Genomic DNA, 17511 nt, shown 5'->3' with positions numbered 1-17511 from the left:
GTGGTGATACTCGTCGCCCTGTCGTAATCCGGCGCTAAGCCACCGGTAGCGGCGCGGTGCCCAAGTTGTGCACCGTGGACTTCAAGGGTTTGGCGCTCATCAGGTAGCACGCGAAGGCCTGGTCGCTGCCCAGCCAGTCGTTCGCTGTCTTCGGGCCCACGGCGGCCGGGCTCAGGTCGGCGCGGTCGGCGTTCGCGGGCAGGCCCAGGTAGGTCAGGCCGACCGAGGTGCAGCCGCGGGTCGCGGCCGACTTGACCCCCGCTTCGTCGAACGGGGCCTCGGGCGGCGTGATGGTGTAGACGCCCGCGTACTCGCCGTCGTGGGAGTCCGTGCACTGCACGTACCGGAGATCGGCGATGCAGGCGGCGGCCAGGGCACCGGGATTCTTGAGGGCGCCCTTCAGCGTGCCGGTGCGCGGCGTGAACTGGTCGCCGGCGGGGCCGGTCACCTCGGCCAGGCCGCAGCCGAAGAAGCCGTCGGTCGCGGGCTTGATCCAGGCGGCGACGACCTGGACCCGGGCGGCGTGCCAGTCGCCGTCGAGATAGGCCGGGCCCTCGATGACGCAGACCCGGCGGGCCTGGGCGTACAGCAGAGCCTGGACCACCTTCACGTCGTCGCCCTTGGCGTCGTCGAGGCGGTGCAACAAATCTTGAGGGACCTGCCCGATGTGGTACAGCTCGACGGTGTGCGAGCCGCCGCAGTCGACCGCGTCGCCATCCCACGGCAGCGCCGCCTTCGCCCCGTTGGCGTCGACCTGGTAGCAGGTCCCGGCCGCGGGTGCGCCGGCCGACGGCGAGCTGGGGATGTCGCGCCCTTGTCCGCGCTGGTACATCCAGTACAGCCCGCCGCCGACGAGCACCACGACGACGGCGATGACCGCAGCCCGCTTCATGAGGAAGCAGTCTGCGTTACCGGTAAGTAACTGTCTAGATAGTGCCGGTGCCGATGTTCTTGATGGACTTCGTCACGGTCTTCTTGTCGAAGAGCATCGCGTAGCAGCGGGCCGTGCGGTTGCCGCGGTTCCAGTTCTCCTCGTCGACCATCCAGAAGCCGATGCCGACCTGCTGGTGCTGGGTCAGCTGGGAGGCGGTCATGCCGAGGTACTTCGCGCCCAGCGCCTCGCAGCCGGGGCGCATCGCGGTCTTGCGCTCGTCCGAGTTGTTCGGGAACGGGCGGTCGGTCGAGGCGTAGGTGCCCACGTATTCCATGTTGTGCGTCGCCGTGCAGGTCGTGGGCGTGTAGTCCAGCCACGTCTTGCCGTCGGTGTCGTACACCTCCATGGCGCAGCCCAGCGCCAGCGACTTGTCGCCGCCCAGGGTGCCCTTGAGGCTGCCCGAGCGGTTGACCGGCTTGTCGCCGTCGCTGACCACCTCGGCCAGGTCGCAGCGCAGGTAGCGGGCGCCGGCACCCCACTGGGTCGACGACGGGACGAGGACGATCAGCTCGAGCCGGCCGTCGTGGAAGTCGCCACCCAGGAACTTCTCGGCCTCACTCTGGCACTTGGCGAAGCCGTCCTTGAGCGCGGCACCCTTCGGCGGGGTGCTGCCGCTGCCCGCGGAGCCGGTGAGGTCGCCGACGTAGAACGTCTCGCTGGCGTGCGACGACGAGCAGGAGTCGACGGCCTTGAACGAGAAGATGGTGGTCGAGTCGGTCGCGAAGTATTCGAGGTTGGTCGAGTAGCACGCCCCGACCGGCGGCGGCGGGATCTTCGGCGCGGCCAGCATCGCCCAGTCGTCGGTGATGTCCTTGTCAGTGCCGGCGGGCGTACCGCAGCCGGCCAGGACGGCCAGGGCCAATACCGGCACCAGCGCCGCGATCAGCTTGCGCGCCATCGTCCTCTGTCCTCCCCCGGGCCTGGCTGAATGCCACGGCAGTCTGCCCAACCATAGACGCGGTTGGCAACAGGCCGATAAACGCGGCTAAGGCCGGTTAAGACCGGACGAGGTCGCCCCGGACGGGAGAACCCGCCATTCCGGGCACGGCGCCGGCGGGGTCCGAGCCGAGCTCGAGGACCCGGTTGTCGGCGTCGACGTGCACGATGCGTGGTTCATAGGTGCGCGCAGTGGCGTCGTCCAATTGCGCGTACGCAATCAAAATGACCAAATCGCCCGGGTGCACGAGGTGCGCGGCGGCGCCGTTGATGCCGATCACGCCGGAGCCGCGCGGGCCGGCGATGACGTACGTCTCCAGCCGCGCCCCGTTGGTGACGTCCACGATCGCCACCTGCTCACCGGCGAGCAGATCCGCGGCCTCCATGAGGTCCTCGTCGACTGTCACGGATCCGACATAGTGCAGATCGGCCTGCGTGACCGTGGCCCGGTGGATCTTCGACTTGAGCATGGTCCGGATCACGGCAGTTCCACTCCAACGTTGTCGATCAGGCGGGTGCCGCCCACGCGGGCGGCGGTCAGGGCCCGGGCCGGCCCGCGGTCGGGGGCCGGGCCGAGCATGGGGTCGGTCAGGACCAGGTAGTCGAGCTTGACCTCGGGCGTCGCGGCGAACTCGGCCAGCCCGGCCTCGATCGAGCCCGTGGCGGCGGTGGCGTTGAGGGCCCGGCTCAGGACCAGGGCGGCCGGCCGTTCGTCCGGGGAGAGGTACCGGTTGCGACTGGACAGCGCCAGCCCGTCCGCCTCCCGCACGGTCGGCACCCCGCGCACGTCGATCGGCAGGTCGAAGTCGCGCACCATCGCCCGGATGAGCGTGAGCTGCTGGTAGTCCTTCTCCCCGAAGTACGCGTAGTCGGGCCGGGTGAGCTGGAGGAGCTTGTTGACCACGGTCAGTACCCCGTGGAAGAACCCGGGCCGGCTGGCGCCCTCGAGGACCAGGCCGAGCGGGCCGGGCTCGACCCGCACGGAGGGCTCGCCCTGCGGGTACATGACGTCGCGGGTCGGCGCGAACACCACGTCGACGCCCTCGGCCCGGGCCAGCTCGAGGTCGGCCTCCATGGTGCGCGGGTAGCGGTCGAAGTCCTCGTTGGGCCCGAACTGCAGCGGGTTGACGAAGAGCGTCATCAGCACCGACTTGGCCTCGGCGCGGGCCTGGCGCAGGAGCGCGGCGTGCCCGTCGTGCAACGCGCCCATGGTCATCACGACGGCGACATCGTCAAGGCCGCCGCGGGCCTCACGCAGGGCCGGGCGGTCGGTCACAACCTTCATGCGATGCGCTCCTTCTCAGCGTCCGCCAACACGTCGAGCAGGGGCGAGGCATCCTGCGGGCGCAAACGACCGGCGGCGATCACACGGTCGGCGGTCCGACGAGCCAGAGCCAGATATGGGGGTACTGATCCGGGCGCGACGGCGTCGAGAGCCCGAAGGTGCTTGTGGACCGTCCCGGCGTCCCCGCGGGAGACCGGCCCGGTGATCGCGGCGTCGCCCATCCGCAGCGTGTTGTCCAGAGCGGCCCCCAGCAACGGGGCCAGCACGCGCTCGGGCTGGTGCACGCCGGCGTCGCGGAGCCGGTCCATCGCCTCGGCGACCAGGGTGGCGAGGTGGTTGGCGCCGTGGGCGAGGGCGGCGTGGTACAGCGGCCGCTTCTCCTCCTCGACCCATTCGACGATCCCGCCGAGGTCGCCGACCAGGCTCGCGGCGAAGGCGCGCAGCTCGTCGGGGGCGGTGACGCCGAAGGAGATGCCGGCCGCGAGCCGGTCGAGGTCGGCCGCCGTGCCGGTGAAGGTCATGGCCGGATGCAGCGCCAACGGAAGGGCGACGGGTCCGAGGACGGCCAGCCCGTGAGCTCCGGAGGTGTGGGCGACGATTTGTCCCGGTCGTATCGCCCCAAGATCCACCAGACCCGCCGCCAGATCAGCCAAGGCGTCATCGGGCACGGCCAGGAGCAGAAAATCAGCGGCGGCGGCCACTGCATCGGCGGGAAGCAAGCGAGCGCCGGGCAGCAGTTCAGCGGCGCGAGCCTTGGAAGCGGCGGAAACCGCTACGGCGGCCACAACGGAGTGGCCGGTCCGGGCCAGGGCGGCACCAAGCACCGCACCAACGCGCCCGGCACCGATGATGCCGACTTTCATGTTCGATCCAGTCCTCGAAAAGGGGGTACCGGTCGATCACGAGTATGCGTCGCAGCGGGCAAAGCGGACAGTTGTTGTGGCATTCTCAACAGCCCGCCTCGCCCGCTGTGGTGCGCTAGAGCCTGTGGTGCAAGTACTCCTTGATCAGGGCCTTGGCCTCGCCCAGGACGACCGGGTCGCCGTCGGTGGACTTGCGGAAGGCGAGCTTGATCAGCGCGTCCGCGGCCTCGACGGCGATCGCCAGCACAAACTGCAGCCGCTTCGCGTCGAGGATGCCGAAGCGCTCGATGAGCAGGGCGGAGAGCTGGGAGACGATCACGTCGTTGTTGTCCCGCTCGTCGTCGAGCAGGTGGATGTCCACGACGTCGCCGAAGTGCAGGGTGCGGAAGCCCGGCACGGTCCGGTGCATGTCGATGTACTCGTCGATGGCCGCGTCCACCGCGTCCCACCAGTGCGCGATGTCCTCGTCGGCCAGCCGGGCGCCGAGGCGCTCCAGGTAGCCCTCGAGGCTGCGCAGGGTCAGGGCCTGCACGATGGCCCGCTTGTCCGGGAAGAACTGGTAGACGGATCCGATCGCCACCCCGGCCCGCTCCGCCAGCAGCGTCGTGGTGAGGCCGTCGTAGCCCACCTCGTCGACGAGCTCGGCGCAGGCGTCGAGCATCCGCCCGACCCGCGCCACGCTGCGCCCCTGCACCGGCACCCGGCGCAACGGCTTCGTCCCGGCACCGGCCACAGTCTGCGTCGCCACCCGGTCTTCCCCCTCTACCTCGTCGGGCCTGGCCGATAGCCGAGTTGCCCGCCTTTGAAACCTACTCACGTCAACGACCGGGCACGATCGACGGATAGGGCATTTCACCCTTGTGATTGACGGGGGGCATACATGAAGGGTACTCAGATTTCGTGACTTCTCCGTGGACCAACTGGGCCGGCAACCAGACCGCCACCCCCACCCGGGTCGCCCGCCCGGCCAACGCCGCTGAGCTGGGCGAACTCGTCCGAGCGGCGGCCGCGGAAGGGCTGCGGGTGAAGGCCGTCGGCAGCGGTCACAGCTTCACTCCGGCGGCCGTCACGGACGGCGTGCGGGTCGAACTCGACCGGATGGCGTCCCTCGTGCGGGTGGACGAGAATCTCGTCACGGTGCAGGCCGGCATGAAGCTTTCCGCCCTCAACGCCACCCTCGCCGCGGCCGGGCTGGCGATGCCCAACCTGGGCGACATCGACGCGCAGACCATCTCCGGCGCGCTGTCGACCGGCACGCACGGCACCGGCGCGAAGTACGGCTGCCTGTCGACCTTCGTCGAGGCCCTGACCCTGGTCACCGCCGACGGCACGGAGCTGTCCTGCTCGGCGACGCAGAACCCGGACCTCTTCGCCGCGGCACGGGTGAACATCGGCGCGCTGGGCGTGCTCAGCACCGTGACGCTGCGGTGCGCGCCGGCGTTCGTCCTGCGCGCCGACGAGCGGCCGGGGACGCTCGACGACGTCTGGTCGGGCCTGGAGGAGCACATCGCGGGCAACGACCATTTCGAGTTCTACTGGTTCCCCTACACCGACCGCGTGCAGCTCAAACGCAACAACATCGTCGCCGAGGCCGACCAGCCGCTGCCGGGCTGGCGGCGCTGGCTCGACGACGATTTCCTCTCCAATTCGGTCTTCGGGGCCGCCTGCCGCCTCGGCCGTGTGCTTCCCGCGACCGTGCCGCCGATCAGCCGCGTTTCCGCCAGCGCGCTCTCGGCCCGCACATACACCGCGGCGTCGCACGAGGTCTTCTGCACGCCCCGCCGGGTCCGGTTCGTCGAGATGGAATACGGGCTGCCCCGGGCCGCGCTGCGGGAAGCCTTCGACGGGCTGCGCCGGATCGTGGCCGGGCTGCCGTACAAAATCCAGTTCCCGGTCGAGGTGCGCTTCACGGCGGCCGACGACATCTGGCTGTCGCACGGCTACGGCCGGGACAACGCCTACATCGCCATTCACCAATACAAAGGCGCGCCCTACGAGGAGTACTTCCGCCGCTTCGAGGAGCTCACCACGCCACTGGGCGGCCGGCCGCACTGGGGCAAGATGAACTTCCGAAATGCCGAGTCATACGCGCAGGCCTATCCACGCTTCGCCGACTTCACCGCGATGCGCGACAAGCTGGACCCGAACCGCGTATTCGCGAACCTCTACACGGACCGGGTCCTCGGCTAGTCTTCGGTCTTCTTCCGGGAGGAGGTGGCCTTCTTCGGAGCCGCCTTCTTCGCCGGAGTGGCCTTCTTCGCGGCGGTGGTCTTCTTGGCCGCCGTCGTGGTCTTCTTCGCGGCGGTGGCCTTCTTCTCCGGGGCGGCCTTCTTCGCGGCCGGGCGGGCCTTCTTCGGGGCCGGCCCCTTCGCGCGCTTCTCGGCGAGCATCTCGCTCGCCTCCTCCAGGCTCAGCTCGTCGACCGTCTGCGTGCGGCGCAGCGAGGCGTTGAACTCGCCGTCGGTCACGTAGGGGCCGAACCGGCCGTCCTTGATGACGAGGGGCTTCTGGGTGGCCGGGTCGGCGCCCATCTCGCGCAGCGGCGGCTTGGCGGCCGCCCGCCCCCGCGCCTTCGGCGCCGCCAGCAGCGCCAGCGCCTCGTCGAGGGTGAGCGTGAAGAGCTGGTCCTCGTTCTCCAGCGACCGGGTGTCGGTGCCGCGCTTGATGTAGGGCCCGTAGCGCCCGGGCGAGGCCAGGATCTCGTTGCCCTCGGGGTCCTTGCCGACGACCCGGGGCAGCTTGAGCAGCTGCAGCGCCTGCTCCAGGGTCAGCTCCTCCGGGCTCTGCGTGGACAGCAGCGAGGAGGTCTTCTCGCCGCTGATCACGTAGGGCCCGTAGCGGCCGGCCTTGACCACGATCAGGTCGCCGGTGTCGGGGTGCTCGCCGAGCTTGCGCTCGTTGCCCTGGCCGCCGACGAAGAGCTCGGCGACCTTCTCCGGGGTGAGCTCGTCGGGGGCGATGCCGTCGGGGACCGGCGCGCGGTCGCCCTCCTCGCCCTCGGGCGGGTTGGGCAGCGTGCGCTGCAGGTAGGGCCCGTAGCGGCCGACCCGCACGACGATGTCGCGGCCGGCCTCGTCGCGGAACAGCGGGATGGAGTTGATCCCGCGCGCGTCGATCTCGCCGAGCCGCTCGGTCACCATCCGCTGCAGGCCGCCCTGGCGGGCCACCGAGCCCTCGTCGCCGGTGTCGCTGCCGAAGTAGAACGGGTTGAGGAAGTTGACCGCGGTCTCGTCGCCGTTGGCGATCTCGTCGAGCACGTTCTCCATCGAGGCGGTGAAGTCGTAGTCGACCAGCCGCGGGAAGTGCTGCTCGAGCAGGCCGATCACGGCGAACGCGAGGAACGAGGGGATCAGGGCCTGGCCGCGCTTGAAGACGTAACCGCGGTTGTTGATCGTCTCCATGATCGACGCGTAGGTCGACGGGCGGCCGATGCCGAGCTCCTCCATGGCCTTGACCAGCGAGGCCTCGGTGTAGCGGGACGGCGGCTGGGTGGTGTGCCCGGTCGCGGTCAGCCCCTTCTCGGTCAGCGGCTGGCCCTTGACCAGCACCGGCAGGCGCCGCTCGGCGTCGTCGGCCTCGGCGTTCTCGTCGTCGGAGGACTCGACGTAGGCCCGCAGGAAGCCGGGGTCGGTGATCGTCTTGCCGGTCGCGGCGAAGTCCACGGACTCCTGGGCCGGGGTGACGGCGTTGATCCGCACCGAGGTCGAGTTGCCGACCGCGTCGTTCATCTGCGAGGCGATCGTGCGCTGCCAGATCAGCTCGTAGAGGCGCAGCTCGTCGGCGCTGAGCTCCTTCGCGACGTCGCCCGGGGTCCGGAAACTGTCGCCGGCGGGACGGATCGCCTCGTGCGCTTCCTGGGCATTCTTGACCTTGCCGGTGTATCGGCGGGGCTGCGACGGTACCGCCGCGGGCCCGTAAAGATCGGAAATCTGCTGGCGCGCCGCCGCGATCGCCGCCTCGGACAGGTTCACCGAGTCCGTACGCATGTAAGTGATGTAGCCGTTCTCATACAGCCGCTGCGCGAGGCGCATCGTCTGCGCCGAGGACGTCCGCAGCTTGCGGGCCGCCTCCTGCTGCAGCGTCGAGGTGATGAACGGCGGATAGGGCTTGCGGCGGTACGGCTTCTCCTCGACCCGGGTGACGGTGAAGGGCCGACCCTCCAGGCGGGCCGCGAGCCCGCGGGCCCCGGTCTCGTCGAGGTGGATGACGCCGGCACCGGGCCGGACCTTGCCCGTCTCCGGGTCGAAGTCGCGGCCGGTGGCCACGCGGTCGCCGTCGATCGCGATCAGGGTCGCGTTGAACGTGCGGGTGTCGTTCTCCGGCAGCAGCCGGGCGATGATGTCCCAGTAGTCGGCCGAGCGGAACTTCATCCGCTGCCGCTCCCGCTCGACCACGATCCGGGTCGCCACCGACTGCACGCGGCCGGCGGAGAGGCCCCGCTGGACCTTCTTCCACAGCACGGTGGACACGTCGTAGCCGTAGAGGCGGTCCAGGATGCGGCGGGCCTCCTGGGCGTCGACCAGCGAGCGGTTGATCTCGCGCGGGTTGGCGACGGCGGCCTGGATGGCGGGCCGGGTGATCTCGTGGAAGACCATCCGCTTGACCGGCACCTTGGGCTTGAGCGTCTCCAGCAGGTGCCAGGCGATGGCCTCGCCCTCGCGGTCCTCATCTGTCGCCAGGAAGACTTCGCTGGCCTGCTTGAGCAGGTCCTTGAGGCGCGAGATCTGCTTTCGCCGGTCGGCCGAGATGATATAGACCGGGGTGAAATCGTTGTCGATGTCCACGCCGAGGTATGCCCAGGGCTTGCTCTTGAGCGCGTCGGGCATGTCCTTCTTGCCGACGGGCAGATCCCGGACATGGCCGAAACTGGCCTCGACGAGGTAATTCGGGCCGAGATAGCCCGAAATCGTCTTGGCCTTGGCCGGCGACTCCACGATCACCAGCCGCTTTGTGTTGGCGGAGTTCGCCACAGTTCTCCCCGGTGCGGACGGACAGACGTCAAACGTAACGCTCGCCTTCGCGCCGAGTTGCGCAATGGGGCGTCCCGGCGGTCGGCTTACGACACGCCGATCGGCGCCACGGTACACCCATGCACAACCGCTACCAGCCCGATCTTGTCAACGTGTCGCGTCCGGTGCCGTGTTTGTGGGGTTTTGTCGGGCCCGTCGGCCCGAAATCACATCTACGGAGCGGCTCGATCCGTCCACTGCGGGTGACCTGGGCCTACGTCGGCCAGACGCCCGCCGGCGCCGCGGCCGGCGCCTCCCCGACCAACTCGGCGAGCCGGCTGATCCGCCGTTGTCCCACGATCCGGTATGCCGGGTCGCCGGAGTCGGCCCCGACGAGCACCGCCGGCAGCCCGACCGCCACGAGCGCGTCCCCGACGGCGATCCAGTTGTCGGCGACCTGCCGGTCGATCGGCTCCGGATCGGCCGGGGCCTCGGGCGCCACCGGGTCCGGCTCCACCCGGTCCAGCTCCACCGTTGGTAGATCGTCCACCCACTCGCCGGCGTCGAAGACCTCCTCGACGTCCGCGTACTCGTCCGGGCCGGGATCGAAGGCTGTGATTTTGCTCTCGCTCTTGCGCTTCCGGACGTTCGGCTGGTCGTCGCGCGTCCGCCGCGGCTTGGGCGCACTTGCGGGGGTTTCGTCGATCTCCAGGGGCTCGAAGACGATCTCGTCGATCTCCAGGATCTCGGGCGGGGTCACCGGGCGCGGGGCGAGGCGCAGAAGATAGGAGCGGGGACCCTCGTAGGTGCCCGCGGCGGCCACCCACAGCCGCAGCCGGCGGCCGTCCAGGGCCAGCGTGCGCGGGGACACCTTCGCCCCGCTGTCGTCGAGCCAGGTGGCCGCGAGGGGGGCCAGCTGCGCGGAGTATGCCGTCCGCAGCTGCCACCGGTCCTCCTCACCCGTCGGCTCGCACGTCACGGCCAGGCCGCGCAGCTCCAGCTCGGCCCGCAGCACCGCGCACCGCCAGGCCTCGTCGACCACGATCGAGACCCGGCCCGTGCCGCCCATCCGGCCCACTTGCCCAGCCGCGGCCAGCAGCCCTTCCAGGTCGAGCGGCGCCGGCGGGCGCGCCTCGACCCCGAACAGCGACAGCTGCCGGACGCGGGTCGTCGGGGTCACCGGCACTCGGGCACCTCGTCGAAGGCCTTCTGCAGGTCCTCGGGGCCGACGTGGGCCGGGTCGATGGCGCTGCGGCCATACTCGTCGTTGAGCGTCGTGAAGGCCTTCTTGACTTCGGGGTAGAAGCTCTTGTCGGTCGGCAGGCCGGAGACGGTCCGCTTGGCGTTGCCGTAGGCGTCGCGGGCCTTCGTCAGCGAGGCGGCGAACTGCTCGGCCACCTTCGGGCCGTCCTCCACCGCCGGCACCCCGGCGCCGCTCACCCCGGCCCGGGCCCGCTCGCTGGAGGCCTCGGCCCCGGCCAGCAGGTCCACGATGTTGGTCTTGGACTGCGCCGGTGTCGTGGCCGCGCCCAGCTGCTGCTGGGCCTTGCTGGTCAGGTCCGAGATCTCGGCCCGCCAGGGGGTCAGTGCGGTGCAGACCTGCTTGGCCCACTGCTTCGGCTCCACGCCGTCCGGGCCGCCGCACGCCGCCACGCCGAAGGCCAGGACGGTGGCGGCGAGAAACCGGGCGGCGCGCATAGATGCAGCGTAGATCCGATCGTCTGTTCGAGAAAACACAACGCTCCGGCCGAAGTCCGGCCGGAGCGTTGCGGTGGTGAATTCGTACAGGTCAGGCGGTGACCTTCTCGGGCGCGGCCTCCGTGGAGGCGGCACCGTTGCCGTCACCGGCGTCGACCGCGACCGGCTTGCGCTTGTTGATCACGATCGCCACGACGATGACCAGCACCGCGGCGATCGCGATGCCGTAGCGCAGGGCCTGGTTGCCGTCGCCGACCGTCAGGGTGACCACACCCGGGGCGATCAGCAGGGCGACCAGGTTCATCACCTTGATCAGCGGGTTGATGGCCGGACCGGCGGTGTCCTTGAACGGGTCACCGACCGTGTCACCGATGATCGTCGCCTCGTGCGCGGGCGAGCCCTTGCCGCCGTGCACGCCGTCCTCGACCAGCTTCTTCGCGTTGTCCCACGCGCCACCGGAGTTGGACAGGAAGACCGCCATCAGCGTGCCCGTGCCGATCGCGCCGGCCAGATAGGCCGCCAGCGGGCCGACACCGAGGCCGAAACCGACGGCGATGGGCGCCAGCACCGCGAGCAGACCCGGGGTGACCAGCTCGCGCTGGGCGTCCCGGGTGCAGATGTCGACGACCTTGCCGTACTCCGGCCGCTGCGTGTAGTCCATGATGCCCGGGAACTCGCGGAACTGCCGCCGCACCTCGAACACCACCGAACCCGCGGAGCGGGCCACGGCGTTGATCGCGAGGCCGGAGAACAGGAACACGACCGCCGCGCCGATCAGCAGGCCGACCAGGTTGCCCGGGTTGGCCACGTTGAGCAGGATCGCGGTCGCCGCGTCGTCGGCCTTCTCACCGGCGTCGGCCAGGGCCGTCTTCATCGTGTCGGTGTAGGAGCCGAACAGCGCGGTCGCGGCCAGCACGGCCGTGGCGATCGCGATGCCCTTGGTGATCGCCTTGGTGGTGTTGCCGACGGCGTCGAGCTCGGTCAGGGTGCGGGCCCCGACCTCGTCGATGTCGCCGGACATCTCGGCGATGCCCTGCGCGTTGTCGCTGATCGGGCCGAAGGTGTCCATGGCCACGATGACGCCCACCGTGGTGAGCAGACCCGTGCCGGCCATGGCGACCGCGAACAGCGAGAGGGTGATCGAGCCGCCGCCGAGCAGGAAGGCGCCGAAGACGCCCGCACCGATGACGATGGCCGAGTAGACGGCCGACTCGAAGCCGACGCTCACACCGGCGAGCACGACCGTGGCGGGGCCGGTGAGCGCGCTCTTGCCGATGTCCCGGACCGGGCGGCGCTCGGTCTCGGTGAAGTACCCGGTGAGGGCCTGGATGATCGCGGCCAGCACGATGCCGATGACGACGGCGATGATGGCCGTGATGTGCGGGCCGAACGGCGGCGCGTCGTCGCCGGTCGCGCCCTTGAGCGCGTCGAGGGCGGCGGTGCTGCCGGTCAGGCCGCTCCACTTGCTCGGCAGGTAGAACAGCGCGGCCGCGCTGACCAGGATCGCCGAGACGACGGCGGAGATGTAGAACGCCCGGTTGATCGCGACGAGCCCGTTGCGGTCGGACTTGCGCAGGCGGGTCAGCGCCACACCGACGATCGCGATGATCACGCCGATGGTGGAGACGATCAGCGGGAACACCAGGCCCTGCTCGCCGAAGGCGGCCCGGCCCAGGATCAGCGCCGCGACCAGCGTGACGGCGTAGGACTCGAAGAGGTCCGCGGCCATGCCCGCACAGTCACCCACGTTGTCGCCCACGTTGTCGGCGATGGTCGCCGCGTTGCGCGGGTCATCCTCGGGGATGCCCTGCTCGACCTTGCCGACCAGGTCGGCGCCGACGTCCGCGGCCTTGGTGAAGATGCCGCCGCCGACCCGCATGAACATCGCGAGCAGCGCCGCACCGAAGCCGAAGCCCTCGAGCACCGTCGGGGCCCGGTCCTTGAAGATGAGCACCACCAGGGCCGCACCGAACAGGCCCAGGCCGACGGTGAGGAAGCCGACGACACCACCGGTGCGGAACGCGATCTGCATCGCCTTCTCCCGGCCGCCGTCCTCCCCGGCCGCCGCCGCGACGCGCAGGTTGGCGCGGGTGGCCAGCGCCATGCCGGCGCCACCGATGAAGGCCGAGAAGACCGCACCGACGACGAAGAACGCCGACCGGCCGATCTTGATCAGGGTCTCGTTGTCACCGGCGTCGTTGACCGGGAGCAGGAACAGCAGTACGACCGCGACGACGACGAAGATGCCGAGGGTCTTGAACTGGCGCACGAGGTACGCGCTCGCGCCCTCCTGCACCGCCCCGGCGATCTCCTGCATCTTGGGGGTACCCCGCCCGGTCGCGAGCACCGCCTTGACCAGCGCCGCGGCGAAGCCGAGCGCTACGAGGGCGATGACCAGCGCGACGACGATGTAGGTCAGATTGCTCCCGGAAAGGGAAATCTCTCCGGCAGCGGAGAGTGATCCGGACATTCGTTGTCCTCCTGTACCGACACATGACAGCGCCGCGAGCGGTCAGGCCGGCGGCGATTCTCTCCAAAGAGAGCCGTGCTGACGGGCCCAGGTACCCAGTGACCAGGGCCGTCATACACAAGAGCCGTACTCTAGCCGGATGACGTGGTCGTGGTCACACCGACTTGCGCGTTTTCACAAATCGCACTTTGTCGATTTGCTCACGCTGGACCCCTCCGCCGGCTCCGGACCACTCACGCCGGACGGTCGCTGGACCGCTCCAGTGGCCAGGACATACGCACCTCGGTGCCGACACCCTCGGCCAATTCGGACACGTTGAGGTCGTCGACGAGGCCCGCCAGCAGGGCCAATCCCATTCGGGCGGCCACCGCCTCCTCGGCCAGCAGGTCAGGCGGGGTGGTCAGCGGCAGGGCCGGGTCGGACAGCAGCACGACCGCGTCATCCTGCGGCGCCTTGTGGACCATCGCGCCGTTGGCGGCCCGGTCCACGACCCGCACGGTGAACCGGTCGCCGTCGGCCATCGCCACGTCGACCAGGTCGTCGAGGCCGTGCGAGCGGTGCAGCGCGACCGCCCGCGAGCAGGCCTCACCGATCGCGAGCCGGACCTCCTCGAGCAGCTCCTCGGCCACGCCGGCGCGCCGCGCGACGGCCACACCGACCAGGCGGGCCGTCCGGACATGCGCCGGCGCGGGAGAGAATGAGAGACGAACTGTCGGCATGGACCCTACGCCGGGGAGTCGTTGCCCGCGCCGGTCGCGGCGATCGCGTCGGCAACGGTGTCGTACAGCTGGAAGACGCGGTCCAGAGCGGTGATCCGGAAGATCTTCAACAGCCGCTCATGCGCGCACACCAGACCGAACGTCCCGTTCACCGCGCGCAGCCGCTTCAGCGCACCCACCAGCACACCCAGCCCGGTCGAGTCGAGAAACTCCACCCGGCTCAGGTCGACCACGACGTGCCGGGCGCCCTGCTCCACGAGCTCCACGAGCTTCTCGCGCAGGCGCGGGGCGGTGTAGACGTCCACCTCGCCGCCGACTTCGAGCACCTTGTGGTCGCCGGAGTCGTACGTCGACAACGACAGCTCCATGCGAACCTCCTCCTCTGGCGGCCAAATTGTGCGTGCCCTCCACGGGCATCTAACCATCGACACCCCCGTCAGGCGACGCTTGACCCCCTTTCCCATATCCGCCCGGCGTGTACCGTGAAATATGTTTCGAACAGGTGTTTTAGAGTTTTGACGTGCTGCTCCACACCGAAACGCTCCCCCGCCGCGCCGGGACCGTCGTCCCCTGGCCCGAGTGGGTGCCCGAGCAACTGCGCACCGCCTTCGGTTTCCAGCCGTGGCGGCACCAGGCCGACGCGGCCACCGCGGCCTTCGAAGGCGCGCACACCGTCGTCGCGACCGGCACCGGCTCCGGCAAGTCCCTCGCCTACCAGCTGCCCGCCCTCGCCCGTCTCCTGACGGACCCGAAGGCCACGGTGCTGTACATCGCGCCGACCAAGGCCCTCGCCGCCGACCAGCTCCGTTCCCTGACCGAGCTCGGCCTCCCCGGCATCTACCCGGCCACCTACGACGGCGACACGTCCCGCGAGGAGCGCGACTGGGTCCGCCAGCACGCACGGGTGGTCCTCACCAACCCCGACATGCTGCACCACGGCGTCCTCCCGGCCCACGGCGCCTGGTCCCGCTTCCTGCGCGGCCTGGCCTACGTCGTCGTCGACGAGTGCCACGCCTACCGCGGCATCTTCGGCTCCCACGTCGCCCACGTCCTGCGCCGCCTCCGCCGCGTGTCGGCGCGTTACCGGACCACCCCGTCATTCATCCTGACCTCGGCCACCGCGGGCGACCCCGGCGTGTCGGCCCGGCGCCTGACCGGCTTGGACTGCCAAGTCTTCGCCGAGGACGCCTCACCGCGCGGCGAGATCACCTTCCGCCTCTGGGAGCCCCCGCTCCTGACCGAGGACGGCCCCCGCCGATCCTCCCTGAGCGAGACCGCCGCCCTGCTGGCCGACAAGGTCGCCCAGGGCGTGCCGACGCTCGCGTTCGTCCGCTCCCGCAAGGGCGCCGAACTGGTCGCGACGATGGCCAGGCACAACCTCGACCTGGCCGTGCCGGGCCTCGGCGCCCAGGTCGCGGCCTACCGCTCGGGCTACCTGCGCGAGGACCGCCGGGCCCTCGAACGCGACCTCATGGCGGGCCGGCTGACCGGCCTGGCCTCGACCAACGCCCTGGAGCTGGGTGTCGACCTGACGGGCCTCGACGCGGTCCTCATGTGCGGCTACCCGGGCACGCTGGCGTCGTTGTGGCAGCAAGCCGGCCGAGCCGGAAGAGCCGGAAGATCCGCCAGTTGTACTCTCATCGCCCGCGACGACCCCCTGGACACCTACCTGGTGCATCACCCGGAGGCGCTGTTCGGCCGCCCCGTGGAGGCAACGGTCTTCGACCCGACCAACCCGCACGTCCTGGCGCCCCAACTGTGCTGCGCGGCCGCCGACCTCCCACTGACGGAAGCTGACCTGGACCTGTTCGGCCCGACCACCCGAGACGTCCTGGACGCGCTCGTGGCGGCCGGCATGCTGAGGAAACGCCCATCCGGCTGGTACTGGACCGAGCGCAACCGCCCCGACGTGGACCTCCGCGGCGCCGGCGGCGGCCCGATCGCCGTGGTCGAGTCCTCAACCGGCCGCCTCCTGGGCACCGTCGACACCGGCTCGGCGCACCAGCAGGTCCACGACGGCGCGGTGTACCTCCATCGGGGCACTACGTACGTGGTCGACAAGTTGGACCTGGCGGACAACAGCGCCCTGGTGCACGCCGAGGACCCGGACTGGAGCACCCACCCCCGCGACGTGACGTCGATGGTGATCCTGAAGGTCCGCGAGTCGAGAACGGCCGGCCCGATCACGCTGGCGCTGGGCGAGGTCGAGGTCACCAACCAGGTCGTGAGCTACCAGCGCCGCAAACTGATGTCCGGCGAGGTCATCGACACCGTCCAGCTGGACCTGCCGGAGCGAATCCTGCGCACGGTGGCGGTCTGGTGGACGATCGACCCGGACGCCCTGGACGACGAGGCCATCCCCGACGTGGAATGGCCAGGCGCCCTGCACGCCGCCGAACATGCCGCAATCGGCCTGCTCCCGCTGATAGCCACCTGCGACCGCTGGGACATCGGCGGCCTGTCAACCGCGGCGCACGCCGACACTGGCCTGCCGACAATCTTCGTGTACGACGGCCACCCGGGCGGAGCCGGCTTCGCCGAACGCGCATACAACACAGCTCCAACATGGCTGAAGGCGACAAGGGACGCCATCAGATCCTGCCGCTGCGAACACGGCTGCCCGTCCTGCGTCCAGTCCCCAAAATGCGGCAACGGCAACAACCCGCTCAACAAACCCGAAGCCACCCGCCTCCTGTCCCTGGCGTTACGTCACATCTGACAAAATCAACACCGTTGACACCCGAACAACCTGCCCTAACGACACACCACCAATTCACAACGCCCATTCCAAGCCTCATAGCAACCACCAACGCATTGCACTATGTGGATCGACCACATTGAAATCCCCGCAACGGTGGACGCCCGTCGCCGCTCAATGGCTGGCCAGCCGATATCCCCAAAGCAAAACGCAGACACAGACCCGCGAGGCGACAAGCACGCAAGGCCCCGCCCCGACGTCCACGCGCCCGAACGTATCCCGCGGTCGCCAGCCCACGCTCAAGTCGCGCGGCCGCCGCATGCGGGCGCGCGTAGCCGTGCGGGCGCGAGGTCGCCGGCCCGCTCAAGTCGTGCGGCCGCCGCGCGAGCGCCATGCGGACGCCGCGCAGCCGTGCAAGCGCCGTGCGGACACGGTCGCAGCCGCCCGCACGCCGTGCGAGCCCGCCGTGCGGGAGCCGCGTGCGAGCGCCGCGCGGACGCCGCGCAGCCGTGCGGCCGCGCCGTGCGGACGCCGCGTGCGAGCGGCGTATGGGCGCCGTATGCGAGCGCCGTGCGGACACGGTCGCAGCCGCCCGCACGCCGTGCGAGCCCGCCGCGCGGAGCCGCGTGCGAGCGTCACGCGGACGCCGCGCAGCCGTGCAAGCGCCGTGCGGACACGGTCACAGCCGCCCGAACGCCGTGCGAGCCCGCCGCGCGGGAGCGCCACGCCGGCGCCGCGCAGCTGCGCGGCCGCGCCGTGCGGACGCCGCGTGCGAGCGCCACGCGGGCGCCGCGCAGCCGTGCAAGCGCCGTGCGGACACGGTCGCAGCCGCCCGCACGCGCCGTGCGAGCCCGCCGCGCGGGAGCCGCGTGCGAGCGCCACGCGGGCGCCGCGCAGCCGTGCAAGCGCCGTGCGGACACGGTCGCAGCCGCCCGCACGCGCCGTGCGAGCCCGCCGCG

At 70.4% G+C, this 17511-nt stretch carries 14 protein-coding genes; 2 read left to right on the top strand and 12 right to left on the bottom strand.

Features of this window, described 5'->3' with window-relative positions; translation table 11 throughout:
• Window positions 1-34 precede the first annotated feature (34 nt).
• The 6 genes from ACIA8L_RS00070 to ACIA8L_RS00045 all read right to left on the bottom strand — a co-directional run bounded on the left by ACIA8L_RS00070 (window position 35) and on the right by ACIA8L_RS00045 (window position 4679).
• Complete coding sequence (locus tag ACIA8L_RS00070) at window positions 35-892, bottom strand: septum formation family protein (RefSeq protein WP_395898761.1); 858 nt, start codon at window positions 890-892, stop codon at window positions 35-37.
• Window positions 893-926: 34 nt separating this feature from the next.
• On the bottom strand, window positions 927-1832 hold the full coding sequence (locus ACIA8L_RS00065) for a septum formation family protein (protein ID WP_395898760.1): 906 nt from the start codon (window positions 1830-1832) through the stop codon (window positions 927-929).
• A 97-nt stretch (window positions 1833-1929) separates the two neighbouring features.
• Window positions 1930-2352: an aspartate 1-decarboxylase gene (panD, locus tag ACIA8L_RS00060; RefSeq protein WP_395898759.1), complete on the bottom strand. Its 423-nt coding sequence runs from the start codon at window positions 2350-2352 to the stop codon at window positions 1930-1932.
• Window positions 2349-3155, bottom strand: a complete 807-nt coding sequence (gene panC / locus ACIA8L_RS00055) for a pantoate--beta-alanine ligase (protein WP_395898757.1) — start codon at window positions 3153-3155, stop codon at window positions 2349-2351. Before panC ends, panD begins: the two co-directional genes overlap by 4 nt.
• Window positions 3152-4018, bottom strand: a complete 867-nt coding sequence (locus ACIA8L_RS00050) for a Rossmann-like and DUF2520 domain-containing protein (RefSeq protein ID WP_395898755.1) — start codon at window positions 4016-4018, stop codon at window positions 3152-3154. The genes panC and ACIA8L_RS00050 overlap by 4 nt, the downstream gene beginning before the upstream one ends.
• Window positions 4019-4133: 115 nt before the next feature.
• On the bottom strand, window positions 4134-4679 hold the full coding sequence (locus ACIA8L_RS00045; RefSeq protein ID WP_395901640.1) for a TetR/AcrR family transcriptional regulator: 546 nt from the start codon (window positions 4677-4679) through the stop codon (window positions 4134-4136).
• A 239-nt stretch (window positions 4680-4918) separates the two neighbouring features.
• Here ACIA8L_RS00045 and ACIA8L_RS00040 point away from each other — a divergent pair, with 239 nt between their 5' ends.
• Entirely contained in the window at window positions 4919-6208 is a 1290-nt protein-coding gene (locus tag ACIA8L_RS00040; RefSeq protein ID WP_395898753.1) for a D-arabinono-1,4-lactone oxidase, read from the top strand.
• Here the strand turns inward: ACIA8L_RS00040 and topA are convergent.
• From topA to ACIA8L_RS00010, 6 genes are all read right to left on the bottom strand, one after another.
• Window positions 6205-8958, bottom strand: a complete 2754-nt coding sequence (topA, locus tag ACIA8L_RS00035) for a type I DNA topoisomerase (protein WP_395898751.1) — start codon at window positions 8956-8958, stop codon at window positions 6205-6207. The two genes, ACIA8L_RS00040 and topA, sit on opposite strands and share 4 nt — an antisense overlap.
• Before the next feature lie 283 nt (window positions 8959-9241).
• Window positions 9242-10147: a hypothetical protein gene (locus tag ACIA8L_RS00030; RefSeq protein WP_395898749.1), complete on the bottom strand. Its 906-nt coding sequence runs from the start codon at window positions 10145-10147 to the stop codon at window positions 9242-9244.
• Window positions 10144-10665, bottom strand: coding sequence for a hypothetical protein (locus ACIA8L_RS00025; protein WP_395898747.1), 522 nt, complete (start codon window positions 10663-10665; stop codon window positions 10144-10146). Before ACIA8L_RS00025 ends, ACIA8L_RS00030 begins: the two co-directional genes overlap by 4 nt.
• A gap of 91 nt (window positions 10666-10756) precedes the next feature.
• Entirely contained in the window at window positions 10757-13135 is a 2379-nt protein-coding gene (locus ACIA8L_RS00020; RefSeq protein ID WP_395898745.1) for a sodium-translocating pyrophosphatase, read from the bottom strand.
• 233 nt (window positions 13136-13368) lie between these two features.
• Entirely contained in the window at window positions 13369-13854 is a 486-nt protein-coding gene (locus ACIA8L_RS00015; protein ID WP_395898743.1) for an ATP-binding protein, read from the bottom strand.
• 5 nt (window positions 13855-13859) lie between these two features.
• Window positions 13860-14222, bottom strand: a complete 363-nt coding sequence (locus ACIA8L_RS00010; RefSeq protein ID WP_395898741.1) for an STAS domain-containing protein — start codon at window positions 14220-14222, stop codon at window positions 13860-13862.
• Between the two features lie 152 nt (window positions 14223-14374).
• Here ACIA8L_RS00010 and ACIA8L_RS00005 point away from each other — a divergent pair, with 152 nt between their 5' ends.
• Window positions 14375-16573: a DEAD/DEAH box helicase gene (locus ACIA8L_RS00005; protein WP_395898739.1), complete on the top strand. Its 2199-nt coding sequence runs from the start codon at window positions 14375-14377 to the stop codon at window positions 16571-16573.
• Window positions 16574-17511: the final 938 nt, after the last annotated feature.

It is taken from the genome of Dactylosporangium sp. NPDC051541, assembly GCF_044454505.1.
Classification (GTDB): domain Bacteria; phylum Actinomycetota; class Actinomycetes; order Mycobacteriales; family Micromonosporaceae; genus Dactylosporangium.
The sequence above is the reverse complement of the archived record's forward strand: the minus strand, read 5'-3'. Positions and strand labels throughout refer to the sequence as shown.

Coding starts and splice junctions, on each gene's coding strand:
- ACIA8L_RS00025 (WP_395898747.1), bottom strand. CDS start 10,665: ATGCGCGCCGCCCGGTTTCTCGCCGCCACCGTCCTGGCCTTCGGCGTG.
- ACIA8L_RS00050 (WP_395898755.1), bottom strand. CDS start 4,018: ATGAAAGTCGGCATCATCGGTGCCGGGCGCGTTGGTGCGGTGCTTGGT.
- ACIA8L_RS00065 (WP_395898760.1), bottom strand. CDS start 1,832: ATGGCGCGCAAGCTGATCGCGGCGCTGGTGCCGGTATTGGCCCTGGCC.
- ACIA8L_RS00070 (WP_395898761.1), bottom strand. CDS start 892: ATGAAGCGGGCTGCGGTCATCGCCGTCGTCGTGGTGCTCGTCGGCGGC.
- ACIA8L_RS00015 (WP_395898743.1), bottom strand. CDS start 13,854: ATGCCGACAGTTCGTCTCTCATTCTCTCCCGCGCCGGCGCATGTCCGG.
- ACIA8L_RS00045 (WP_395901640.1), bottom strand. CDS start 4,679: ATGCTCGACGCCTGCGCCGAGCTCGTCGACGAGGTGGGCTACGACGGC.
- ACIA8L_RS00020 (WP_395898745.1), bottom strand. CDS start 13,135: ATGTCCGGATCACTCTCCGCTGCCGGAGAGATTTCCCTTTCCGGGAGC.
- ACIA8L_RS00010 (WP_395898741.1), bottom strand. CDS start 14,222: ATGGAGCTGTCGTTGTCGACGTACGACTCCGGCGACCACAAGGTGCTC.
- panC (WP_395898757.1), bottom strand. CDS start 3,155: ATGAAGGTTGTGACCGACCGCCCGGCCCTGCGTGAGGCCCGCGGCGGC.